The organism is Eubacterium limosum (assembly GCF_000807675.2).
Taxonomy (GTDB): Bacteria; Bacillota; Clostridia; order Eubacteriales; family Eubacteriaceae; genus Eubacterium; species Eubacterium limosum.
Map to the genome: position 1 here is coordinate 1685321 of NZ_CP019962.1, position 24966 is coordinate 1710286.

General features: G+C 50.0%; 19 protein-coding genes. 18 read left to right on the forward strand and 1 reads right to left on the reverse strand.

Annotated elements, in window-relative coordinates; all coding sequences use genetic code 11:
• Positions 1-46: 46 nt before the first annotated feature.
• The 14 genes from B2M23_RS07775 (at position 47) to B2M23_RS07840 (ending at position 20146) form a co-directional block, all read left to right on the forward strand.
• Positions 47-1519, forward strand: coding sequence for an Ig-like domain-containing protein (locus tag B2M23_RS07775; protein ID WP_052237333.1), 1473 nt, complete (start codon positions 47-49; stop codon positions 1517-1519).
• A 253-nt stretch (positions 1520-1772) separates the two neighbouring features.
• Complete coding sequence (locus tag B2M23_RS07780) at positions 1773-8639, forward strand: YDG domain-containing protein (RefSeq protein ID WP_038352986.1); 6867 nt, start codon at positions 1773-1775, stop codon at positions 8637-8639.
• Positions 8640-8724: 85 nt separating this feature from the next.
• Complete coding sequence (locus tag B2M23_RS07785) at positions 8725-8988, forward strand: hypothetical protein (RefSeq protein ID WP_038352985.1); 264 nt, start codon at positions 8725-8727, stop codon at positions 8986-8988.
• 53 nt (positions 8989-9041) lie between these two features.
• Positions 9042-9695: a hypothetical protein gene (locus B2M23_RS07790; protein WP_038352984.1), complete on the forward strand. Its 654-nt coding sequence runs from the start codon at positions 9042-9044 to the stop codon at positions 9693-9695.
• Positions 9696-9713: 18 nt separating this feature from the next.
• A complete protein-coding gene (locus B2M23_RS07795; protein ID WP_038352983.1) occupies positions 9714-15695 on the forward strand; it encodes a glycerophosphodiester phosphodiesterase family protein in 5982 nt (1993 codons plus the stop codon).
• 16 nt (positions 15696-15711) lie between these two features.
• Positions 15712-16170: a hypothetical protein gene (locus B2M23_RS07800; protein WP_038352982.1), complete on the forward strand. Its 459-nt coding sequence runs from the start codon at positions 15712-15714 to the stop codon at positions 16168-16170.
• Between the two features lie 120 nt (positions 16171-16290).
• Positions 16291-16851, forward strand: coding sequence for a hypothetical protein (locus B2M23_RS07805; protein WP_081571141.1), 561 nt, complete (start codon positions 16291-16293; stop codon positions 16849-16851).
• Positions 16852-16993: 142 nt separating this feature from the next.
• Positions 16994-17377, forward strand: a complete 384-nt coding sequence (locus tag B2M23_RS07810; RefSeq protein WP_038352980.1) for a phage antirepressor KilAC domain-containing protein — start codon at positions 16994-16996, stop codon at positions 17375-17377.
• Positions 17374-18012, forward strand: a complete 639-nt coding sequence (locus B2M23_RS07815; RefSeq protein ID WP_038352979.1) for a hypothetical protein — start codon at positions 17374-17376, stop codon at positions 18010-18012. Before B2M23_RS07810 ends, B2M23_RS07815 begins: the two co-directional genes overlap by 4 nt.
• 27 nt (positions 18013-18039) lie before the next feature.
• Positions 18040-18240 (forward strand): hypothetical protein, encoded by a 201-nt coding sequence (locus B2M23_RS07820; protein ID WP_038352978.1) that lies wholly within the window; start codon positions 18040-18042, stop codon positions 18238-18240.
• Between the two features lie 9 nt (positions 18241-18249).
• Entirely contained in the window at positions 18250-18879 is a 630-nt protein-coding gene (locus B2M23_RS07825) for a sigma-70 family RNA polymerase sigma factor (protein ID WP_038352977.1), read from the forward strand.
• Positions 18880-18967: 88 nt separating this feature from the next.
• Complete coding sequence (locus B2M23_RS07830; RefSeq protein ID WP_038352976.1) at positions 18968-19192, forward strand: DUF1659 domain-containing protein; 225 nt, start codon at positions 18968-18970, stop codon at positions 19190-19192.
• Between the two features lie 59 nt (positions 19193-19251).
• A complete protein-coding gene (locus tag B2M23_RS07835) occupies positions 19252-19482 on the forward strand; it encodes a DUF2922 domain-containing protein (RefSeq protein ID WP_038352975.1) in 231 nt (76 codons plus the stop codon).
• Positions 19483-19552: 70 nt separating this feature from the next.
• Positions 19553-20146, forward strand: coding sequence for a YcbK family protein (locus B2M23_RS07840; protein ID WP_052237332.1), 594 nt, complete (start codon positions 19553-19555; stop codon positions 20144-20146).
• A gap of 36 nt (positions 20147-20182) precedes the next feature.
• On the opposite strand, the gene B2M23_RS07845 is transcribed toward B2M23_RS07840, so the two are convergent.
• A complete protein-coding gene (locus tag B2M23_RS07845) occupies positions 20183-21055 on the reverse strand; it encodes a DMT family transporter (protein WP_038352974.1) in 873 nt (290 codons plus the stop codon).
• Positions 21056-21413: 358 nt separating this feature from the next.
• Here B2M23_RS07845 and B2M23_RS07850 point away from each other — a divergent pair, with 358 nt between their 5' ends.
• The 4 genes from B2M23_RS07850 (at position 21414) to B2M23_RS07865 (ending at position 24959) form a co-directional block, all read left to right on the forward strand.
• Positions 21414-22676: a PocR ligand-binding domain-containing protein gene (locus B2M23_RS07850; RefSeq protein WP_038352973.1), complete on the forward strand. Its 1263-nt coding sequence runs from the start codon at positions 21414-21416 to the stop codon at positions 22674-22676.
• A gap of 36 nt (positions 22677-22712) precedes the next feature.
• Positions 22713-23360 carry a cobalamin-dependent protein gene (locus B2M23_RS07855; RefSeq protein WP_038352972.1) on the forward strand — a complete coding sequence of 216 codons (648 nt, stop codon included), beginning with the start codon at positions 22713-22715 and terminating at the stop codon, positions 23358-23360.
• A gap of 145 nt (positions 23361-23505) precedes the next feature.
• Positions 23506-24303, forward strand: a complete 798-nt coding sequence (locus B2M23_RS07860) for a methyltetrahydrofolate--corrinoid methyltransferase (RefSeq protein ID WP_038352971.1) — start codon at positions 23506-23508, stop codon at positions 24301-24303.
• Between the two features lie 29 nt (positions 24304-24332).
• Positions 24333-24959, forward strand: a complete 627-nt coding sequence (locus B2M23_RS07865) for a cobalamin B12-binding domain-containing protein (protein ID WP_038352970.1) — start codon at positions 24333-24335, stop codon at positions 24957-24959.
• Positions 24960-24966: the final 7 nt, after the last annotated feature.

Sequence of the window (24966 nt, forward strand, 5' to 3'; positions counted from 1 at the left end):
CGCGCTTGATATAAATTTTTATTCTATTTTCTTTAAGGAGGAAAAAATGAAAGCAAAAACACTTTCAAGCAGACTGATCGCGGGATTCCTGGGACTGAGTCTGTTCGCGTCTGCGGCGATTCCAGGAATCATGCCGCAAGCAAAAGCAGCAGAAGGTGCTGCAACATTTTCTGCTGTGGCAGATAAAACAGAGGTACACCCAGGCGGCACCTTTACCGTGGCCGTTTCAGTGACCCCAGAACCGTCAGTCGGTTCCTACGAAGCGGCGCTGGATTATGACCATGATAAACTGGAGGTTGCTGACACAACCAAGTCAAGCTATGTCTTTAACTTTAAGCCTGAAGGCGGTGGCGGTTCTACTGGCGTTTATGCCAACTGGTTTGATGCAACTGGTAGCACACCAATGACTGAAACATCGGAACTGTTTACCGTAACCTTCAAAGTTAAAGATGGCGCAACTGGCAATACGGGCCTCGCTATGGATCCTCGTGTTGTTGGAAACGCCGCCGCCGAAGACATCACCACCAACTGCAGCGGAAACGCCAGCAGTGTGAACATTACCGAAGCACCGCCAGCGCCAGTACCGGTCACCGGCGTATCCGTATCCTTAGACGCTTCCGAAATGTTCCCGGGACAGAATGCCCAGGCCACCGCAGCGATAGAGCCGGCAGACGCCGACAACCAGAACGTGTCATGGTCTTCTTCTGATAATGCTGTGGCAACCGTTGACGCAGACGGTAAAGTGACCGCCATTGCGGCTGGTACTGCCAGCATTACCGCAACCACCGAAGAAGGCGGCTTTACAGCATCTGCAGATGTGACCGTCAAGGCCGACACCGTCAAAGCACTGGCTGTGGCTGCCGCACCGACCAAAGTGGATTACCTTCAGGGCGACGCCATCGATTTAACCGGTGGTAAATTAACCGTTACCTATGAACAGGCAGGCGATGTTGAAATGGATATGGCCCAAGCCACAGCCATTGTGGACATGAACCAGGTGGGTGAAGCCGTACCAGTCGCCATTGAATTTGGCGGACAGAAGCTGGAAAACGCTTTTACCATCAAGATTAAAGAAGCGGTTGTAACCGGTCTGGAACTGGTGAAAGCACCGACAGGAAAAACCACCGTTGGCGATGAAATGCCAAACCTGGAAGGCGGCATGATGAAAGCCACCATCAATGATGGCGAAACTGTCCGTGAGCTGCCATTATCCGACGCCCAAATCACCGGTTATGACAAAACAAAAGCCGGCGAACAGACCTTAACCGCAACCTATGGCGGCAAGTCCATCGAATTTAAGATTACCGTTGCCAAAGCTCAGGCAGGCGGTGGTAGCGTTGATGGCAATAACGATGGCCAGAGCGCGGATGGTAAAGCGCCATCCAATGTTAAGAACCCCGTAACCGGCTTAAATTTCTCTCAGGATGCTGTCAATGGTTTTGGTTTCCTGACCACCGGCTTAGCCATTTTAGCGGTTTCCGGTATCAAGGTTTTCCGCATGAGAAGAAAAATGCAGTAATCCCTTATGGGGTGAACACAAAAGAACACGTAAAAAACATCTATTAATTATTACACACACAAATCATTTAAGCACACAGGAAAGAGGAGCGATCTTCTTTTCAGCACACGAGAAAACACGAAATTCTAAGACAAAGAAATAAGGCATTTAACACAATGGGGCGGACGTTGGATTTTGCAGCCAATCTGGAGAAGCAAAACGAGCGCCCGCCCTTATTGTATATGGGATTTGACAGTAAAAGGAGAAATCATCCATGAAGAAAAAAATGAGAAAAAAAGCGATACCGCAAAAGGTTGCGGCAGGCGTCATGTCCGGCGTGATGCTCTTAAGCTCTACCGGCGCGACAGCATTGGCGCAGGAGATCCAGGGAACCGAGCTTTTTAAGGGTGATGACGCAAAGCAGACCGCAAAAGGCATTGTAAAGACGGCGGTGCAAAGCGCCCCGACCCTTGCGAGCCGTACGGATACCACGGTCACTCTGAACAGCGAAGCAAATTTATATTACGCGTATACAGAAGCGGGAAAAGAACCATCTGCGTACACCTGGACCAAGGCAAGCGGCGATACTGTAACTATCAGCGGCCTGACAGCGGGCACGTCCTATGATTTCGTCTGCGCTACCGATGATAAGGGAACGGGTATGAGCCCTGCCAGTACGATCTATACCCTTCAGGCAGCGCCGGTAAATCCTGAAAGCTGCGCAGCGGTGACGTATCCAGAGGAAACCATTACCATTAAAGCAGGCTATGAAATGAATACGCAAAAGGACTTTAATGGGGATATGGTGGCGAACGGGGCTTCGATTTCTGATTTTATTGGCAAAGGCCTTTATGTGCGCGCCGCTAAGAACGGGGAAATCCCAGCAGGGGTTGCCGCTGAATACACCATCAAAGCCCGTCCGGAAAACAGTACCTCTGTGCCGGCCGACCAGATTACCCGAAGCACAACCGGCTTTAGCTTTACGCCTAACCCTCTGGGCATTTACCAGTATACCGGCGGCGGCCAGACTACGCCTAAAACCATTGTGGGCGGTAAGGTGACAGGCCTGCAGCCCGGAACGGTTTACAGCCTCATTGATTACACCTCGGCGACCGCAAATGCTTTTAAATCCGGCACCAACACCCAGGAGATCCGCACCAAGAGCGTGGTTGCGCCAGCCACCAAGGACGGCCCGGGAGCCACCCAATCAGCCAATACGGTCAAGGCCGATAAAACAGAAGCCGATTCCGGCGAGACCATTACCTATACCATTACCTATGGGGAGGGCTATACACCAAGTATGACCATTGGCGGCGATGAAATGGCCTTTGATACCGCAGCGGTTGATCCAGAGACCAAAACAGCGGTCTTTGAATACACGGTAAAAGCAGGGGATACCACGGTCAGCGCAGTGGCGCATTTTAATGAACGTGGGGTAAAAGCCGTCGATGCTCAGGAAAATAAAACCCTCTACGCAAACGATCCTTCGAACCAGTCCGCCCAGGCGCTGACTGAGAGCCTGCCGAAAAAGGTGGGCGTAACCTACGATAACCAGACAAGGGGAGAAGCGGACGCGTCCTGGCAGCTGAACAAGGACAGCCAATGGAATGTAAAGGGCGGTGACTATACCTATGAAGCCCTGGTTGGCGCCGTTAAGGTGACCCAGGCCGTTGCGGTGCTGCCAGTGTTCGCCACCTTTGAGCCAATGGGGGATATTAAGCTTCCAGTGAAGACCGACGGCTATACCGCCAATGAGCTGGGGCTTATAAACAGCATTGAGGTGACCTATACGGGCTCAGGCTTTGAAACCCAGACCGACAAAGCCGTAGCCGTTGTGTGGAGCCCGGCAGTGCCTTCCGGCTTTGGCGCCAACCCGACCGATCGTCAGCTCTTTAGTGGGAAGGTAAACGTTCCTGAATGGGCAACGATCACCAATCCAACATTGAGCCGGGAAGTTAGCTTTGGTATTCCGGTAACGGTGAATGGGTTAGTTTTCTATGATAAGCCCTATGACGGAACCGATGTTGCCAGTTGGAATGAAAATGACATTGGCAAGATGAGCCTTAAGGTGAACGGAACGACTTTACAAGGATACACCTTGCAAAAAGATAGTGGCGCGAAGATCCATCTGGACAGTCCCAACGTGGGCACGCGCACCATCGCAGGGGTCTCCGGCCTGAGCATCGCTGGCCCAGAGGCGGATAAATATGTTTTGGATTTCAGCGGCATGACCGTCACCATTACCAAGCAGACCAACGTCACAGCCCCGGACACGGTGACAGTAACATCCGGCAGCGTCACCGATACCAGCGCTGAAGTCAGCGTGACAACGCCAACTCAAGGCTATCTGTTGGAATATGCCAGCGCCGAAGCGGGTCAGCAGCCCACGATCTGGCAGACAAGCGGTACCTTTACCGGTTTAAAACCCGGCACCGCGTATGACTTCTATGCGCGCTACGCCGAAACCAGCAATAACGCCGCATCTGATGCCACAAAGACAGCTTCATCGACCAAAACCAACGCCCAGGTTGCAGCACCCACCAAGGCAGGCGCTGGAAAAAATGACCCGGCATGTACCATCACCGCCGATGTCGAACACGCTGCCAAAGACGCGAAAGTCACTTATACAGTGAAGCCGTCCGAAAATTTCAGCGTTAATGAAAACACCAGCCTCACGATCAACGGCCAGGCCGTAGAGCTGACAAAAGGCGCTGTGGATGCGAAGGGGCTTTCAACCTATACAGCACTATACACGGTCAAAGACGCGGATGCCGTGATCAAGGCCGAAGTGACCTTTAACAAACGGGCGGTTAAAACAGTTACACCCCCCGACGCCATCACCACGACAGCCAATGACCCAGTTAATGCCAGTCAGCAGACCCTGGAGCAGAGCCTGCTCCAGACCCTTGAAGTCAAGTATGACAATGGGGTAACGGGACAGGAGCTTGTACAGTGGGCTAAAAAGGGCGAAAGCCCAGACTGGGACGCTAAAGGGAAGACTTATGCTTATACAGCCACCCTGGTCAGCGATAAGAGCAAGACGACCGATCTGACGGTCACCGTCAAACCCGTCAACGCCACCATCACACCCATTCCAGAAAAGACCATCGCCATCCGCGAAAAGGCCTACACCATGGAAGAGCTGGGACTGGGCAGCACCCTTGCGGTCACCTTTGATGAAAGCGTTGAGGCCATGGACTGCCTAGTAAGCTGGAGTCCAGACACACCGGGCGATTTTGGCACCACGGGCAGTAAGGAAACCAGCAAGACGTTTGCCGGAACCGTCACCCTGCCGGGCTGGGCCACCGCTGCAGGCACAACGATTGACGCGACCGTAAAAACCGCGACGCCGTTAACCGTGACCGGCATTACCGTCACGCCAAAGGCCTATGACGGCACAACTGAGGCGACCCTAGTCTTAGACGGCGGCCAATTGTCAGGTGCAATTGCCCAGGGTGATACTGTCGAATTTAACACAAGCGCAGTCTTAGAAGCCAATTTTGATGACGCAGATGCAGGCACAGGCAAAAGCGTCACCGTGAGCGGCAACGCCCTGCAGGGTTCAGAGGCGTCTAAATATATCATTGACTGGAGCGCCTGTGATATTAAAGGCGATATTACCAAGGCAGTCGGCATTGCCGCGCCGACCACGCCGGTAGTGGACACCGGCCAAACCACCTCCACCAGTGTGACCCTAAAGCCAGTAACGATAACGGACCCTATCGCCACCGCGGCAGGCGCCAGAGTACAGTACAGTAAGGATCAGGTGAACTGGCAGGACCGTCCGGTTTTCAATGGGCTGGAGCCCGGCACTGCCTACGCCTTTTACGCCCGTGTCGGCGCAACCGGCAACACCGAAGCGTCGGCTTCGTCCGCTGCCAGCCCAACCATCACCACCAAGGTGGCCGTCGTGGCTCCGGTTCTGAGCGTTGACGGCGACTGCACGGCCGGCCAGGCGTGTAAGGTAGAGCTCTACGACGCTGCGAACAAAAAAATCAATGACCTGCTGGAGGCCGACGCAGGAACCAAGGTCAGCTACAAAATCACCTACTGCGACAGCCATACCATGCACTTTACCTTTAAAGGCAATGCGCTGGCGCTTTCAGACAGTACGCCGGGAATGCGCAGGGCACCGGACGAAAAACGCACCTGGTACTATGACTACACCATCCAGCCAGGCGATACAACCGTGACCGCCGCCGCGGAAGCCGCCCCGAAAACCGTTAAAAATATAACGGCCGATCCCATTACCATGGCGGCCAACGATGCCCGCAACCAGAGCGCAGAGACGCTTTTGAAGAGTCTGCCAAAGAGCATTAAGTTCCAGTATGACAATGGGACAGAGGGAACCGATCTGGTCGAAAACTGGACACTGAAAACAGGAGAATGGGCGCTTAAGGGGGCGAATCTGACCTATGAAGGCACCCTTAAAAATAATCCAAGAGCCAAAGTGACCCAGTCGGTGACCGTGGATCCTGTGACCGCCGAAATACAAACGAATGTTGGAAAAATCACCCTTAGGGAACGGCCCCAGGGCTATACCCTGGCCGATCTGGAAGGCGAAGGGCTGCCCATGGCGGCCAGCATCGGTTATGACAGCTATGTGGACCCGGCCGATAAAACAGCGGCCATCACATGGCAGCTGCCCGAGGACTTTGGGAAAACATCCGGCGCTGTGGACATCACCGGCAGTGTGCAGCTGCCCGAATGGGCCACCGCAGCCACTACGGATGTCATTTCAGCGAATTTTGAGATCACCGCCAGAGCGCAGGCATCATTGGAAATTGATGTGGCTGACGTTACAAAAACCTACGACGGCAGTGCCGTCATGGAAAACGTGCCGGTTAAACTGAACAGTACAAGCCTGGACCCGGCGCACAAAGCCGTCACCCTGTCCGCAGAGACAGCCACCGTCCGTTTCCAGACCCCAAATGTGGGCACAGGTTTGACCTACACCGTGGAAGGCCTGACCCTGACCGGCGCCGATGCCGACTGGTACGCCTTGAGTGCAACCTATAAAAATGGTGTCATTGAGCAAGCAGCCGTGGCCGCTCCGGCAGTCCCAGAGGCTGACAGCATCAGCCTGAACAGCATTGCGCTGAAACCCGTCGTCCTTGAGGGCGCCGCCAAGGCCGCCGGCGCCAAGGTGATCTACCAGATTTCAAAAGATAACGGCAAAACCTACGAAAACAATACAGACAAATACAGCCCGGACTTCAAAAATCTTGATCCCGGAAAGGCCTACAGCTTTAAAACCAGTGTGGAAGCCACCGCCAACACAAAGGCGTCCGAAGCCAGCGCGGGATTAACCATCCGGACAAAGTTTAACCCAGTGGCACCCATCATTGCCAAGACCTCCCCCTGTGAAGGCGGCGAATGTAAGGTCGATATGGCCGATGCCCAGGGAGCCCCCATTACAGACAAAAGTGAAGTGGGCACCGGGGACGTCATCCACTACACCATCACGAGTTGTGACAACCATACGCCAGGTAAGCTGCTCATTAACAGCAAAACCGAGGTGCCTTTATCCGGTACTGGCAAGGTGCGCACCGGCTTTTACACCGTCACCGCCCAGGACAGCCAGCTGGTCTCACAGGTCACGTTTAATGACCGTCAGGCCGTGCGTGTGGAATCACCAGAGCCCATTGAAATGTATGCCAATGACGACCGCAACCAGAGTGCCGAAAGTCTGGCGGACAGCTTATCCAAGGAAGTGGCCGTGGTCTATGACAACGGCACCAGAGGAACCGAAACCATTCGCAAATGGAATCCCTCCGGCACGGCCTGGAACCCCAGAGGCGGAAGCTACACCTATGTGGCGGCAGTCGGCGGAGACGGACAGTTTTTCACCCTGCAGAATGTAACGGTAAAACCGGTCAGCGCCGTCTATGAACCCTTTGCGGATACCACTCTGACCGTCAGTGAGGAACCCTATGCCAAAGAAGAGCTGGGGCTCAGCGACACCCTTGCGGTCACCTACACCTCCGAAGACGGCGTGGTCAAGGAAACCCGGGACGAACCCCTTGTCTGGACGCCGGAAGTCCCCGGTGATTTCGGAACCACCGAAACCACCCAGACTTTTACCGCCAGATTGGCGCTGCCAGCCTATGCGGGCGGCGATAAAGCGCTGAGCAAGACCATTCGTGTGAGCGAAAAGAGCCCGCTGGTCATCCGCGGTGTAAAAGCTCAGAACAAAGTTTATGACGGTACTGCTGACGCGGTACTGGATTTCAGCCAGGCCACCTTTACCGGAGACCCGGGATTTGGCAGCTATACTGTGGATTGGGAGCAGGCCACCGGAACCTTTGAGGACGCCAACGCCGGCGACCATAAAAAAGTGACGGTGGAAGGCATTGTGCTTTCGGGTAAAGACGCGGACCACTATATTTTAAGCGTTGAGCAGGTGAGCGCGAGCATTCAAAAAGCCGAAATTCAAGGCGTAGTCTTTGAAAGTGCGAGATTCCCGGAAGATGGAAAACCGCACAGCCTGGAAGCCGTCTATCCAGAAGGTTGCGGCATTACCGGCGTGAGCTATACCTATGAAAAGGACGGCGTGAAAACCACTGAAGCCCCAAAAGAAACCGGTGTCTACAAGGTGACCGCCACCTTTACAGTGGACGATAACCATCAGGCACTCGCACCCATGACCGCCACCATGACCATTGGCGAAGCCGGGGGAACCGTTGAGGAGGCCGTGGTGGAAGGATTGCCCGAAGGCGTGACCGGCTGCACTGTGACCGCGGATAAAGACCACGTCACCGAGGCCGGAGAAACCGTCACCTATACCCTGACCCGGAACAGAGAACGGAAGTCCTATGTGCCGGCAGTCCTGACCGTTAACGGCCAGGCCCTGCCGCTGACCTATGATCAAGAAAGCGGACAGTTTAAAGCCGCCTATGTGGCTGAGGACCCAACGGCGACCATTGCGGCAACGGTTCAGTATGTTCTGCTTGGAAGCTTCAGCGGCGATGAGACCATCAATATCATTGACGCCCAGCAGCTGGCTCAGACTGCAGCGGCTGGAGAAACCCCATCCGAACGCCAGAAGGCTGCCGGAGATGTGAACTTTGATGGAAAAGTCAATATCATTGACGCCCAGCAGATCGCCCAGTACACGGCGGATCCTGAAAAACAGTTTTAAAAACCAAAAAGCTGCCGGTGCGCTTTAAGCAGCATCGGCAGCGTCTTCTGTCAAAGGACAGGGCGTCAGAAAAGAGAGGTGTGAGATGTTAAATGGTTTACTGGGGATGCTGGCATCCGGCTTTGCCGGAGCGGGGCTGGCCATATATCAAGATTTAAAGCATAACAGCGAAAATAGAAAATATCGCTATATCGTGGGAGGCTTCACACTTTTTACCGCTATGGCAGCCAGTTTTTTAGCATTCAAAAGTATTATTGTGTGTGTGTTGAGTCTGATAAGCTTTATGGCGACTTTTACTGTTATGTGTTGTATGTGTGTTTCGGGGAATATGTCCGAAAACAATGAGTAAGAAAGGTTCTAAAAATGCGGCGAAGATATGTGACAAAACAGGAGCACCCGGACATGGAAAAAACATTAAAAATTTTAAAGGAGGAAAAAGGATACACGTTCAATGTTGAACAGAATGTCGCGATAAACTATGGATTGTGTGTGGGTGCCGATGTACTTGGCACCGCCAATCCAGTGTATAGCGGCGTGCAGATGAGTGAAATTTTCCGGGTTCAGTCTGAGGGACTGGACGCCACCCTGCTGCTTAACCCGGAGCTGGGTGGCGCAAGGGCAAAAGAACTCAGGCTTGGTCTTGAAGCTGGCCTGAATGTCAAACCATTAGCTGACGAGGAACTGCCTCTGACCAATATCCAGTGGCTGCGGCGCGCCATGGCAAAGGGAATCGATATTGAGCTTTACCCCGAATTTAAAGGGAGTATTACAAAAATTATTAATAAATACAATGAACTCTGTGGATGTCAAAAGCCAAAAGGAAATAAAAAATGTATTTTGAAGGTAATTCGTGTCAAAGAAGAAGTAAACGAAATGGAAGTTCAGTACGACGATCCAGAAAAATTGGACGCTGTTGTTAGTGAAATAAACGAATCCCATTTAGACAAGGTGCAACGGTTGAAAGAAAAACTGTATGAGTGTGATATTCACACATTGGGAAAAAGAGTCCTTGAGCCCGTGGAGCAGCAAACGTATTTTGAAATTGTAAAAGAATGATGTAAAGAAAGTGATAATATGACAATATATTTAAAAAGAATAATTTGTTTTGCATTGTGTGTACTGTCAGTTCTGTTGTTGACAAGTATTCCTGGCAAAGCGGCTGGCACAAATTATGACATAGATTTTACTCCAAGCCAGGAAGGTGACAAGCTGCCCGAAGGATGGAGTGTCTATAAAGGAAGTGCCAGTATGAAAAATGGCTATCTTGAGATGGAAAAGGGTACCATTCTTTGTTTGCCAGAAAATATGACAAATAGTAATTTTACTTATGAGGCAGATTTTACCATAACAGATGCTGATAACAGTAGCCGATGGTTTTCTTTGATGTATCATCTTCTTGGTTCAGGATCGGATCCGGCCCCATATATGAATATGTGCATTCGACAGGATGCCACTGCCGGTAACGGTGTCGAGGTTGCATACCGAACCTCCGGTTATAACTGGAATGTGGTAAAAACAGCAAGTTACGATAGTTTTATCGAAGAGAGCAAAATATATACGGCTCAAGCGATTGTAAATGGGGACAAAGTGATGGAATCCATCAATTCTAAGCCGATGATCCTTTATGACGAAGTTAAATCAGGAGAAAGCGGAAAATTCGCGCTTCAGACAGATGGGTGTAAGGCACGAGTTTATGGTATTAGCCTAAAAGAGACACAGCCGTTGCCTGATACAATTCCGAGTCAGGCAGATAAAATTAAAGAAGTTTATGAACCGAATACTGGAATTGTGGCACCGCCCACAGTCGTTCTGCAAATGGATGAACAAGCAGATATGACAGGGCTTTCAGGCAATAAGCCCCCACAGACCGCTTTGTTCGATTTAATGTTGCAGATGGGGGAACCCAAAATTCAATTAGGTGCAGAAACGCAAATTGATTTAGAGCAGGCCTTTGGAGCCTGCGGAAAAAAAGTCATTCCTGCTTTTACAGTGGATAATATTGAGGAAGCAAAAGCATTGGTTCAGTATGTTCGACTAAATAGTGAATTTGATTTAATGGCGGTTTCGGAAAGTAGTGAGGTGCTCCAGTACATTTATGAAGAAGAGCCTTCAGCCATTCGAACCGTACAGAAGTTTCAAACCCTTGAAGAAGATCGGACCACTTCCACCGTTACACACACCTCAAAAGCTTCTATTGCCATGGTACCAAGATCCATAAACCGTGCATCCGTGGAGTATCTGCAAAGCCGTTTTTTGTCTGTTTGGGTAAAGGATGATGCTTCGACTGATGAAGCGATAACAAAGGGAGCGCTGGACAATGGTGCAAACGGTGTTGTGCTAAAAGATGAAGAAACAGCTTATCAATTATACGAACTGGTTGATCGAAAGAATGTTTATTGCCGAAAAACACCCTTTATCGGACACCGAGGCTATCCTAAGGTCGCGCCGGAGAATACGGTGGAATCATTGAAAGAAGCAGGTCGGGCCGGGGTTGAAGCTGTGGAGTGTGATGTGTACATAACGAGTGACCAGCAATTAATTATTAATCATAATGGAGATATAAACGGTTATACGACCAATTCTTCTGCAAAAGGGAGTGTTGAGTCGATGACATTGAGTCAGCTGAAGTCTTATACCTTGAAAAAAACAGGACAATATGGCAATTGTAAGTTTGCTACATTAGATGAACTTTTTGATACAATGGTCAATGAGTTTCCGAAAATGGTTTTGGTGATTGAGATTAAGACATCCAAACCAGAAGTGGCTCAAATGATTAAAGATCTGGCTGAGAAGAAAGGCGTGGCTGATCGGATTGTTGTGATTAGTTTTAACGCAAATCAGATAAGTAATATGGGAAAAACAATGCCGGGTATTGGTTTAGGCTATCTTTCATCACACTCTGGAAACAGCACCAGTGAAGCGGTTTACCAGGTTATGAAGTCAGTGGGAAAGCTGGGGTCTGCCTTTGACCCCAATTATGGAAACGTCAATAAAGAGCAGATGTATGCATTGAGACACCGTGGAATCGCGACCAATGTGTGGACGGTTGATGGTGAAACAAATATTGCATCACAGATTAACAATGGAGCCTTTTCAATTACAACAGATGATGCAAATATCAGAGGAAAGTATAATACACTATTTTTACCAGAACGGTTAAATTCAGACTATATTCTTGGAAGCCAGGATAAAACATTCGATTTAAGTATGGGAGACGTAAGGATCAATCAGGGAGACATGGTACGCGTATACCAGTCAAATCCAAATGAACAAACGACTTATGGCATTACCGTAGTGGATAATGCAAAAGCTACGCTTATTCTGGATAACATTAATCAGAAGACAAAGCATCCCTCTGAGATTGCTTCCAATGAGATTGCTCCCTCTGCTATTAAGGTAGGTAATAATGCCGACTTAACCATACTGGTGAAAGGAGAAAACAAAATTAATCAAGTCAATGCTGAAGTTGGTCCCGAAGTTGATGCGATTGGACTTGGTAATGCATCTACCATCAAAATTAAGACTTTTGAAGAAACAGAAGGAAAACTTACACTGACGCAGGGAACCCAAGAATCCCAAGAACTCCAAGGAATCCAGGGAATCGAACAGAAAAATGTAGCTTATCAGAAAGCGCTTATTGGCGTTAACCAACCATCTGGCGATAAAGCGACAGCAACATTGAATGTGGATTCAGGAGTGATTGCAGCTACTTCGAAGGACAATGCTCCGGCGATTGGTGCAACAAAGAACTCAACCCTTGTGCTTAATATCAATGGAGGAAACGTTGATGCGGTAAGCAACGGACTGGGAGCAGCCATTGGGACTCCGGGTTCAGGACAGACTGGGGACGACAGCAGTGTAACCGTTAATTTAAACGGAGGCGTGGTTAATGCTCGGACAGAATCTAAGGATGATCTGTCTGGAGGAGAAAGCATTCGTTCGGGAGCCGCCATTGGAACGGGCTATGGAAATGCGGGAAATCAGCATGTGATTTGCAACATTCCAGAAGATTCAAAAGTAAGTTTAAATGTTACATCTGCCTATGGCGGTGCTGGTATTGGTACATCGGGCTGCTGGTTTGACGTAGGCACGACCGGCAATACAGCAGGTTCTGGCCAGGAAACCGTCGAGCTTAACATCCATGGCGGAATGATCACTGGGGGAACCAGAGGACAGGCGCCTGTGATTGGTATCGGATCAGGAAATAATACCGGACAGGATACGCCGTCTAAAAGTGTTTTTGTCAATATGAGCCAAGGTAATGTAACCGTAAATAATACAGGAGCAGACAAAAGCGGCAGTGCTTCACCGATAGGAATTGGGATGTTTTCAAAAAATACAGTCTTTGAAATGAACCTTTCCGGCGGTATTGCCAATACAACTTCGCAAAATGATAGGAATTTCATAGCGTCTTCGCCTGCTATCGGCGTATCGGATAAAAATAAGAACAATACGGATTTAAATATTGATGCTGCCAGTGAAAATACGTTTAAACTCAAGATTGCAGGCGGAAATTTACGGGCAGAAACGAAGTCGGCAGATCCAACAATTCAGGATATTGGCGCGCCAGAAAACAATACGATGGGTATTGTGATTGACGATGGCTTATTTGAGATCGTGAATGAAAAAATGTCTGTAACAGCGAAAAATAGTGAAGGCCAGAACGTTTATCCTGCTTCTCTTATTTTTAGTGGTAAAAATGAAAGCTTTGACATTAAAGAGATAGGAATTGGCGATAAGGTCTTTAATAAAGATTTGCGCACAACTGGCGGAAAGATAACCATATGGACAAAGGAGATGAATGACGAGCAGCCAGTTACCACTAAAATAGATGGCATAACGCAGAATTACATGAACCAAGGCGTAAGGCTTATTTACAGACAAGGCTTCACTTTTGAAGATCCTGTTATCCCTTTAAAAATGGAAAGAGAAACACAAAGTCTTGGCAATGTTGAATTAAAGCGTTTTACAGAAAATCAGGTGGCACTGACTTTGAATGACATAGACGGTACAACGAATATCTTTTTAGTCGCTTATGAGCATGGAACCAAAAATCAGGTTGGAGAACGCCAGGCTTATGTTGTGGGTCAAGACGAGTATGTATTTCAAGGGCTTACTGGCGAAAAAATTTATGATTTTACATCATTTATTGAGGAATCAGGGGAATGCTGGAGTCTCGAAAGTGATCCGATAACAGTAATGCCCTTTTCGTATGAGCCCACACTTGATGAAGGCATCATTGGGCAGGCGTATAAAGGGAGCATCGGCAAAGGGAATGAACTCTTTAACTATGTGTTAGATGAAGGAACGCCATTGCCCAAAGGACTGCAGCTTAGCGATAATGGCGAAATTACAGGAACACCTATGCAAGCAGGTACAACGGAGTTAAAGGTTACGGCTATTCCCAAAGAGCCAGGTATAGCCAGCAGCAACAAGCGAATGGCACAAGTGCAACTAACCGTAAAAAATATTCTAAAAGAGGTTGAGTTGGTCGATGCAGGAAAAAAACTTGAAGTTTATGCCAATAGTGTTGCGAATAAATCGTCAGATGCTCTCAAAGCGTATGTTAATATGAATGCACTGGTAAAAGGTGTGTACGTTGACAATAAAGTAGAAATAGGGAGTGCAGAAGAGATGGGGCTGCAGTGGGTCACTGAAGGGGCCCATCAGCCAAAAGGAGGCGAGTATACCTATCAAATAAAATTTAAAGAAAGTGTACTTGAACAGACAATTACGGTAAAACCTGTGGTCATTGAATTAAGCTCCTTACAAGATGTTATTAAAACCATTCATGAAAATGGTTACGATAATTATACAGCACTGGGTTTGCCTGAAAATGTCCGAATGATTTATCCAGAGGGGGTAAATGTTGTTGGAAATGAAAAGAACGTGGGGATACGATGGACAACGGAAATCCCAAAAGATTTTGGAAAAACAGTTTTAGAAAAGCCCTATGTTTTTGAAGGTGTTGCAGAGGTGCCTGCGTGGGCGAGTATACAAAATGTAGGCGTACGGGTAAATGTCGAGTTAACTAATAAAATTCTTATCAAACCAATCATTAATGTTAAGGATAAAACGTATGATGGCAATAAAGACGCTGAGCTGGCAGCTTATCCGTATATTAACTTAGAAGAATTGACCGCTGGAACAGCCGTCCAGCTTTCGGGAATTGCGAAGCTGCAGTTTGTAGATGAGAGTGCTGGTGTTGATAAACCCGTTCGCATCGATGGACTCAGTCTGACAGGAATGGATGCTGAAAACTATGATTTAGATACTAGCGGAGTAACGGCGACGATTTTTCCAAAGGTCATTGAGCTTTCAGGGATTAGCTTTGAGGACAAAACGACCTTTGAAGATGGAACACCCCAAACAATGTCAATACAGGGGACACTTCCGAAAGAAGTTCGCGTAGAGTACAGCTATTTAAAACAAGGCGAATCCATTTCGCAGGCTATACCACCTAAAAATAAAGGACATTATCTTGTTGAGGCAAAATTTTTGACCGATGCCAACCATAGCACTGAACCAGAAAGTCTAAAAGCAAATTTAGTCATTAAAGAAGCAGAAATGATTTTTCTACCCGAAATAGAAACGGGATTAAGCCCGGAAGCGTTGGAAGGGATAAAAATAAATGTTTTGAGCAATGGTGAAGCAATCCAGACAGGCATGCCCCTCCAAAAAGGAGATACCTTGAGTTATCAATTTAGTATACCTGATAGGCGCGAAGTCTATGTGCCGTACGAAATGTTCGTCAATGAAAGCGCCGTTCCATTGGAGAAACTTGAGAATAAAAAAGGCTACAAGGGAGCGTATATGATAAACGATACGGATAGTGTTTTGTCAATTCGTGTAAAATGCAGGAGGCTTGGAGACATTACAAATGATGAAAAAGTTAATATCATAGACGCCCAGCGAATCGCTGGAATAGCAGCATCTGGTGCAGCCGTATCCAATGCAGAAAAAATACCAGGAGATGTCGATTTTGATCAGAAGCTTAATATTATCGACGCACAAAAAATTGCGCAATTTGCTGCGGATATGAATGTTCATTTCTAAAATTAAGGAGGAAAGCATGTTTCAACTGGAAGATATACTTGAAAATGCCCAAAGACTGGAGCGGCATGGAAACTATAAAAAAGCCCGGCATCTATATAAAAGACTACAGAAAAAAGCCCCGGATTCTGAGATTGCAAAAATATCAGAAGAAAGGCTTGTCATAATCAATGCCCAACAAAACACTGTTGAAAAACAGAACCCAAGTATGGAATGGACTGCGTTTTATATCCTGGTCTTTAGCTTTTGCGGCGCATTTTTCATTACCTACCCGCTATCCTTTGTGATCGAATCCAGCAGCGCAGTGCTTAATCTGTACATCGGTCTGGTTTGCGCGGCGGAGCTGGTATCTGCCGGGCTGTTAATGGTCCATAAGCTATACTATAAAAAAGCCTTTAAGATGCTTTCAGTCATCACGCTGCTGATGGATGTTCTGGTAATCCTTTTGGGGCTGGTTGTCATGATCACAGGAGCATAAAATTGTTATTGGAATAATATAAAATGGGACAATGGCTGTCACCCATCAAAACCCTGAAGGCCGCATACACACACGTGTATGTGGTTTTCAGGGTTTTTTTATTGGAGAAAAGAGGAAAAAATGTGTCAAAGGAAAAATGCCCAGAAAAGAAAAATGTTAAAACCCAGTGACCTTCAAAGCGACATCCAGGCACACCCTGATCAGTTTGAAAAAGTGGAAAATACCGGCTATGAAGACCGGGAAGGCCGGGAAGTCATGGCCCAGTACGTGTTCCACGGCCAGGCCCTTACCCAGATCTGCAAAGACTGCGGCGGCGTCCTGAAGCCCAAGGAAATGCGCGTCGAGCGCCAAAACGGCCAGACCCACATCGTCAACGGCCTTGCAAAGCCCGTGGCGGTGGCGCCCGGCCAGGTGATTGTCCTCTATGTGTGCAGCCGGGTCTGTCTGGAGTGCGCCACCCATCAGCGCGTATTTCCCGAGGGCGTGGCCGGCTGGGTGCGCCATGCCCTGCTGTTTATCTGGGAGCTGCTCACGTCTTTGTTTGAAAACGATGAACTGGCTTATTCCGGCCCGTTAAGGGGAAAGGCCCGCCGCCCCTGGGAACGTCTGGATTTTTACGGTGAGAACGCCACCCTGTACCGCTGGCGCGCCCGGGCAGTCCAGTGGTTCGCAAGAGAATGAAAAAATAATCTTATTTTTAATCATTAAAAATTTGTTTGTGTGTTTAAAGTGTGTGAATTCCTGTATTCTAGAACCATCAGCGGAGGCAAGAAAAAAGCAAGCCTGCTGAAACCAAACTATTCTATTTTACAGGAGGTTTACCATGAATCGTAAACAAACAACCCCAAAGTATGAAACGGCCCCAAAAAACATGGACACAGGGTGTGGTTCGTGCGCCCAAAAACAGAAGAGTGATCTCTGGACAGTGGCCGAGCTGGCAGAATCCATGCAGATGCGTGGTCTGGATATTGGCCGCAACCGGCTGCACACCTGGCTGAGAGAACATGGCTTCACAGACCGCAGCCACTGGAAGGGACAGAATCTGCCGACCCGTAAAGCCCTGGACGCAGGGTTTATGGTGATCGACTATGTGGAAAGCTGGAACAAGGGGCGGGACTGGATGATCACAAGGCCGTCCATTCGCATTACACCGCTGGGCCGGGCGTATTTTACAGGCCTGTTTGTCCAGGAGGGCAGAGGCCTGTGAACTACCTGACCGAAATATTGGCCTTTTACAAATGGCTGGAGACGCACCCCCTGAGCCCGCTGCTCCAGGCCTACTGGCACCTGCTCATGTATTATAACAACAAAGCCGCCGTCCAGGCAGAGGACGGCAGCTGGCACTGGCCTGTAAATTTTAAGGTACCCAACACCATACTCATGCCCATTCTGGGCATCAAAGACCGGCGCGTGCTGCTGCGGCAGAGAGGGTACCTCATAGACCACGGCCGTGTGACGTACCAAAAGGACAGAGGCCAGCGGGCAGGCACCTACCGTCTGATGCCCTTTGACAGAGGCCTGAGCATGGCAGCCATCAGGGCAGAGACAGGGGACAGCGTGACACAAATCTGGACACAAGCTGTCTCGCCCTCTGCGGCCGAACTGTCCCCGTTCATAAATATAAATAATAAACATGCTTCTCGATTGTATTCTAATCAGGAGGACGCGCCGTTTATGCCCCAGTTCAATCTGCTGCCCCAGATCACCGAGGAAGAAAAAGCCGCCATCCGGGCACAGTACCCCGGCAACGACGTCGCCGCCTTTAACGCCATCTGGGCCGCGAGGGAGGAGAAGCAAAAAGAAGTTGAAGGTTTAAGAACCCTTTTTACACCTTCCACCTGAAAATTTCGACTGAAAGGAGAAATAAAAATGAACCGATACGGAAAAGGCCCGGCAATCATACGCTGTCGCCGGGCTTACATGGTCGAGGCCGAGTGCCGGATGAAAGCCAGCTTTTACGCCCGCAGCGCCGAGGAGGCCGAGGATGATTTTAACGAGCTCAGTGCCGCTGTCGAAGACCGGTTTCCCGGCATTGTGCTCGAGATTACAGACGTCTATGAGGACGCATAGGAGGGATATTTGAGCAATTACAAAGTGATTGACGATTTAGTTTTATGCTATAAACACGGCCAGGAATCCCCGGATAACAGCCCCGAAAAAGAAAGCAGCCGAGTGGCGGGCCAGATGCTCGTCATGACCTTTAAACCCCTGATTCTGGCTGCTATGAGCCGCTCAGGCATTCGTGACGACCAGTTCGAGGACGCCTTTATGGACGGGGTGGTTGCCTTTATGGAAGGCCTGAAAAAGTTTGATCCAGGGCGGGGCGCCGGCTTTAACGCCTTTATCCAGGGGTATCTGCGCCAGTATTACAGAAAATGGCAGACCGGACGCTTTGACCGCTCCGTTAAGGCAGACAGCACCCTGGACATGCCCCTGCCTGGCAGTGAAGGGCTGACACTCATCGATGTAACGCCCGATGAGACCGTGAACCTTGAAGCTGATTATATCCGGCAGGAGGCCGGCAGAGAAATGCATGAAAGGCTGGCAAAAGGCCTGAGCCGGCTGAAACCCAGCTATCGGCAAGTGCTGGAGGATCACTATTACGCGGGGAAGACCCAAACCGAAATTGCCGAAAAAGAAGGCGTCAGCCTGCAGGCTGTAAGCAAACGCCATAACCACGCCATAAAAAAAATAAAAAAAGTTTTGTAAAAACGGTTGATATTTTCTGAAAAAAAGGAATGTATATAGTGTAGGGCAAAACGCCACACAAAATACAAACTCAAAAGGAGAAATGCACATGGCAGTCGAAGAAACCCTGAAAGACACCAAACTCAAAGTAAAGGTAAACTATGGCGAAAAAGAAGGAAAAATTGAGCGCGGCAGCAAAACCTACGGCGACGTCCGACACGACGCCACCAAGGAACAGCTTGAGAGTGCCTACGGGCACATCGTTTCCATGCAGGAGCCCATTGGCGAGGGCTGTGAGCGCATTACCGCCAGCGACATCACAAAAACTGAGTAAAAAAGAAAGCACACCACGGCATCCAGCATTCAAGTTTTAACAGAAAAAGGAGATAAACCATGGCAGTGACCACCAAAAAAGATTTGAACCTGACTTTTACCACTGAAAGCGGCAAAGAGTACCGAATGACCATCCCGGATTACCGGGAGGGCATCACCGATGAAGCAATCAAAACAGCAGCGGCCGGCATCGTGGCCGACGACATCTTCGCGCCCGACGGCTTCGCCCTGGCCAAGCTGTCCGGCGCCAGGCGAGTGGACACCACGACCACCGATGTGGCCGTAGCGTAAAAAAAGGGCGAAAGCCCTTTTTTTTAATGGCATGGCACATCTGTCGCGCAGCAGCAGAAAAGGAGATTAAATGAAAAGAGAGCACAAACGTATTTTTATGATATTGGTAGCAGCAGTGGTTATTGTGACCAGCAGCGTATTTTTGACCAGCTTTCAGGCAGGGACGGCAAAGGAGCCCGTGTTTCCGAAGCCTCAGCAGGAGGTCACGCTAGAGCCCAGCATACCAGAACCGGAGAAACCAGTATCGCCAGGGCCCGAAATGCCACGGGATGGGGCCGTTATCGACCACCCTCTGCCTGAGGACCCCATCTTCACCAACGGCCCCTGGGCTTCGGCCCACTTTCTCATGGACGAGTACGCCTGCGACTGCGCGGGCTATTGTGACGGCTGGCCCGCGGACATGGACCCCGAGCTGCTGGAAAAGGTGGAGGCGCTGCGGTGTGTGTTTGACCAGCCCATCATCATCACTTCCGGTGTTCGCTGCAAAAGGCGCAACGCCGAGGTGGGCGGCATTGAGAATTCCTGGCATCTGTCCGGCCACGCGGCCGATTTGTACTGCCCGGGGGTACCTTATGACGAGGTGGCCGCCGCGGCCAGAGAACTGGGGCTTGGGGTTATTGAGTACCCGGACCAGCAGTTCGACCATTGTGAGATATGGCATTAAAAAGAAGTCTCTGGGACTTCTTTTTAAGGTTTAAGGTCAGGCTCTGGCGTTTCGCATGCCTACCAGCTCGTTTACCAGAGTCGCGCCCAATATGAGCACAGCCCCAGCAGCCTGTATCAGGGTCATAGGCTCGGCGAGGAAGAGGCTTGAAAGCAAAATGGCGGAGATGGGGTCGATATAGCTGAAAGTGGCGATGGTGCGGCTATCCAGCCGGGGCAGGGAAGCAAAGTACAGGAGATAGCTGAAGCCAGTGTGCACCACACCCACAAGAATCAGCAGCAGGACAGCGCCTGCGGAGGCCCCTGCGAGGCGGATGCCGTCTGTGAGCAGAACGTAGGGCAGAAGTGCCAGGGCCGCGATAAACAGCTGGGTAAAGGCGCTTTCAAAATCCGAGATGTCCTTTAAAAATTTGTTGGTCAGGACAATGGCCGCGTAAAAGACTGCGCCGCCAAAACCGTAGGCAATGCCGATCAGGTTCTGACGGTCCAGTGCGCCGCCCGCGCCGGATATGCAGACCATACCCGCCATGGCAGCGAAGATACAGATCACATTGGTGCGGGTCAGGGGCTCCTTAAACAACACAGGCGTCAGCAGCATGACGATGACCGGCGCGCAGTAATAGCTGACGGTGGCGTTGGCGATGCTGGTGTACCGGTAGGACTGGAAAAGCAGGATCCAGTTAAAGCCAAGCATGATGCCTAATGGGAGTAGAACTTTAAGGTTGCTTCGGATACGTTTAAAGGAAAGTCCCTTTTTAAAAATGAAGCTGGACGCAAAAAGAAAGGCGCTCCCGATGAGGCCCCGGGCCAGAGCGATCTGGCTTGAGGTGAAGGGCAGGGTGCGGACAAAGAGGCCAATACTCCCAAAAATAAGCATGGCCAGGGCAAAGAGCAGCTTTTGTTTGTTCATGGGGTCTCCTTTGCGATTCGGCAGGAAAATAGTGACTCGTTCAGACCATTGTATCGGCAGCCAGGGCTTTTGTCAATTCCAAACCGTAGGAAACCGTTTTTTATGCCCCTATACAGGCGTAGTAAGTCATAGAAGGAGGTTACAGAATGTAGAGATTTTACAGGCGGATTGGCGATTGGCGATCTGGCGGCCTTAGTCAAAGAGTAGGGGCTTAATGTGCTGCCCTATTACAACAGCGGCTATGTACATGTGGAGCTGATAGAATAGGGAGCCGGGGATGTAAAATACTGCGTCTCCGGTTTTTTTATAGAATTTCTGGTATAATAGGCATAACGATTACAGCGCAAAGGGGAATAGAATGAAAGGGTTTGAATTTTTAGATGAAAAGTATACGCGCTATATGCTGGAGTGTTTTTCAAATGCCACAGGCCTGTATTTAAAAGGGATCGACCCCGAGGGTAAGGTATTCCTGGAGCTTGAGAACCTACAGGAATGTGAATTTTGTGAATATGTCCGGTCCTGCAGCGGCGGCGCGTGTACAGCCTCCTACCGGCAGGCCTGCCAGGAGGCAGCCAAGTGGAAGGAGCCCTACTTTTTCAGGTGCCACGCAGGTTTAGTCATGTGGGCAGTGCCCATCATCGTGGAGGAACAGAGCGTGGGCTGCCTGATCTGCGGGCAGGTGCTGTTGTGGGAGATTGACGAATTTTTCATTGAGGAGCTGGAGGAGATGAACCAGGACATTGAAGATTTTAGCCTTTTGTGTCAGAAAGCCAAAAAGCTCAAGGTGCTCTCGCCCCACAAAAGCCAGTCCGTGGCCGATATGCTGCAGGCCATCCTCAATTATCTGTCCAAGGCCAACGCCGGGGGCTATGATGAGCGCCTGAAAATAGAAGCATGGCGCAATGTGATCCTGAACCATATGGACGAGCGGAAAAATAAGTTTCTGGAGGACCCCTTTGAGTACGACCATCACCTCAAAAAGGAGAAGATGCTTTTACAGGCCATCCGCACCGGACAGCGGGACAAGGTGTCCCGGGCACTGCCCGGCTTTCTGACCGACATCTACGTGCTGTCAAACTACAGCCTGGACCGGGTCAAGGTGAGGGTGCTGGAGTTTATGGCGCTGGTGTCCCGGGCCATTGTGGAGGCAGGACTGGACAGCCATATCGCGGTCATGCAGAGCGAGAAGCTCTTTATGGAGGCGGCTTGTATCCGGGAGGTGGAGGTGCTCTTTGACCGGGTCAACGTTATGGTGGGTGAGTTTATGGAGGATATTTTTATTTTGAGCGAGACTTCCCACCGCAGTGTCCTGAAGGCAGTGCGGGAGTATATCGGTATCCATTACCAGGAGGCGCTGAGAATAGAGGAGCTTGCCGCCTTGGTAGGGCTCAGCGATTCCTATCTCAGCCATCTGTTTAAGGAAACCTTTAACTACACAGTGAACGACTATATCACACGGGTACGCGTGGAAAATTCGGTGAGGCTCATGGAAAAGCGGGAGCTCACCCTGAAAGAGGTCGCTGTGAACTGCGGTTTCCAGTCGCCGGGCTATTTCTCAAAGGTGTTTAAAAAATACCTGGGTGTTACCCCAAGGGAATACCGTAACCGGTTTATCGAGTAAAGAAAAAACAGAAATAAAAATAGAGGAGAGTAAATAATGGATTATTATAAAGCGATTAACAAAGCCATAGAGGAGGGCGAGACCCGGGATGTGGTGGCACTGACAAGGGAGGCGGTTGCCCAGCTGTATCCGCCGGAAAAAATCCTGAACGACGGGCTGATTCAGGGCATTGAGCTGGTGGCGGAAAAATTCCGGGAGGCCGAGCTGCTGGTGCCTGAGGTTATCCTCTCCACGCGGGCGGTGCAGGCCGGGCTCAAAACCATTAAGCCTTATCTTGAGGCCGATGTAAAAAATAAACAGGTCAGGGTCATGATCGGCACCGTCTCGGGCGATCTCCACGACATTGGCAAGAACATCATCAAGATTGTGGTGTCTACCCTGGGCGTGGAAATCATTGACCTGGGCATTGACGTGTCCGCGGAAAAATTTGTGCAGGGAGTGCTCAAGGAAAAGCCTCAAATTCTCATGATGTCTGCGCTGCTCACCACTACCATCAACCAGATGCAGTCAGTGATCCAGCGCCTGGAAGAAGAAAATTTACGAAAAAATCTAATTGTTTTTGTGGGCGGCGCGCCAGTGACCGAAGCCTTTGCCGCGGATATCGGGGCGGATTACTACACGCCGGACTCTTCTGAGCTTAAGGAGGTACTGGAAAAAATACTGAAAAAGCTGAAAACAGCCTGAAATTTTCCCTTAAGAAGCAGGTAAATCGAAATAATAGCAGGATCAAGCTATAGATAGCAGGATTATATAAAAATTAAAGCGCTGAAATGGTGATATTATAATACCAACAAATTAAATAATTTACGAAAAGGGAGGGAAACATTCGTTGATCATTGTTGGAGAAAAAATTAACACCAGCCTGAAAGGGGTTACCGAATTTGTGCGGGAGCGCAACGCGGAGGCCATTCAGGAGCTTGCGGTTTCGCAGGCAGAGCTGGGGGCAGATTACATTGACGTGAACTGCGGTACGCTGGTCGATGAGGAGGTAGCAGCGCTGCCCTGGCTGGTCGAAACGGTTCAGCAGGCCGTCGACAGGCCCTGCTGTATTGACAGCCCGGACCCGGCCGCGCTGAAAGCAGCACTGGCACTGCACAAGGGCGTGCCGATGATTAATTCCATCACCGCGGAGGCGGGCAGGTATCAGGAAATGATCGGTCTGGTGCAGGAATACCAGGCCAGAATCGTGGCGCTGCTCATCGACGACGCAAATGGTATCAGCCCTGACGCGGAGGTACGGATTGGCATTGGCTGCCGGCTCATCGAGCAGCTGGCAGAGGACGGCGTGCCCATCGGGGACATTTACATTGATCCGCTGATCCAGCCGGTGAGTACCGGCGCGGATATGGGCAATGTGGCGCTGCGGACCATCCGGGCGCTCAGGGAGCGTTATCCAGATGTACACTTTATGTGCGGACTCAGCAACATTTCTTTTGGTATACCGAAGCGGGGGCTGCTCAACCGGACTTATCTGGCCATGTGTATGGCTGAGGGCCTGGACGGTGCGGTACTCGACCCGAAGAACGCCAGGATGATGAGTATGATCACCGCCGGTGAGGCGCTGCTGAACCGGGACAAGGGATGCCGGAAGTATTTAAAAGCCCATCGGAAGGGCCTGCTTGTATAAAAATAAGGGAAAATAAGGGAGAAAAAACCATGGAAAACTATATTGGAAAAATCAGAGAACTGGTACTTGAAGGGGAAGACGAAGAGATTGTTGAAATGATTGACGAGGCTGTGGAAGCAGGTGTATCGCCAAAGGAGATCGTATCGGACGCGCTCATCGAGGGCATGAATCAGGTAGGTCCGCTGATGGCAAGCGGAGAGCTCTATGTACCCGAGGTGCTGCTCTGCGCCGAGACTATGCAGCTTGGCTTAAAGCATTTGAAGCCACAGCTCCAGGCTGGTGATGTGACCACGCTGGGCAAGATTGTCATCGGTACGGTGGAGGGCGACCTGCATGACATCGGCAAGGATCTGGTGGCCATGATGCTTGAGAGCTCTGGCTTTGAGGTGGTGAATATCGGCATTGACCAGGCGGCAGAGAATTTCCTGGAGGCTGGAAAGGATGCGGACATCATTGCCATATCCGCCCTGCTGACCACGACTATGCCGGCCATGCGTGAAACTGTGAAGATGCTGAAGGAAAGCAAAGCGGGGGCCAGAGTGATCGTGGGCGGCGCGCCGGTCAGCGATGAATTTGCAAAAGAAATCGGCGCGGACGGCTATGCCGAGGATGCAGGAGCCGCTGTGGTTTTCTGTAAAGAATTATTGAGTGCATAGGGGGTAA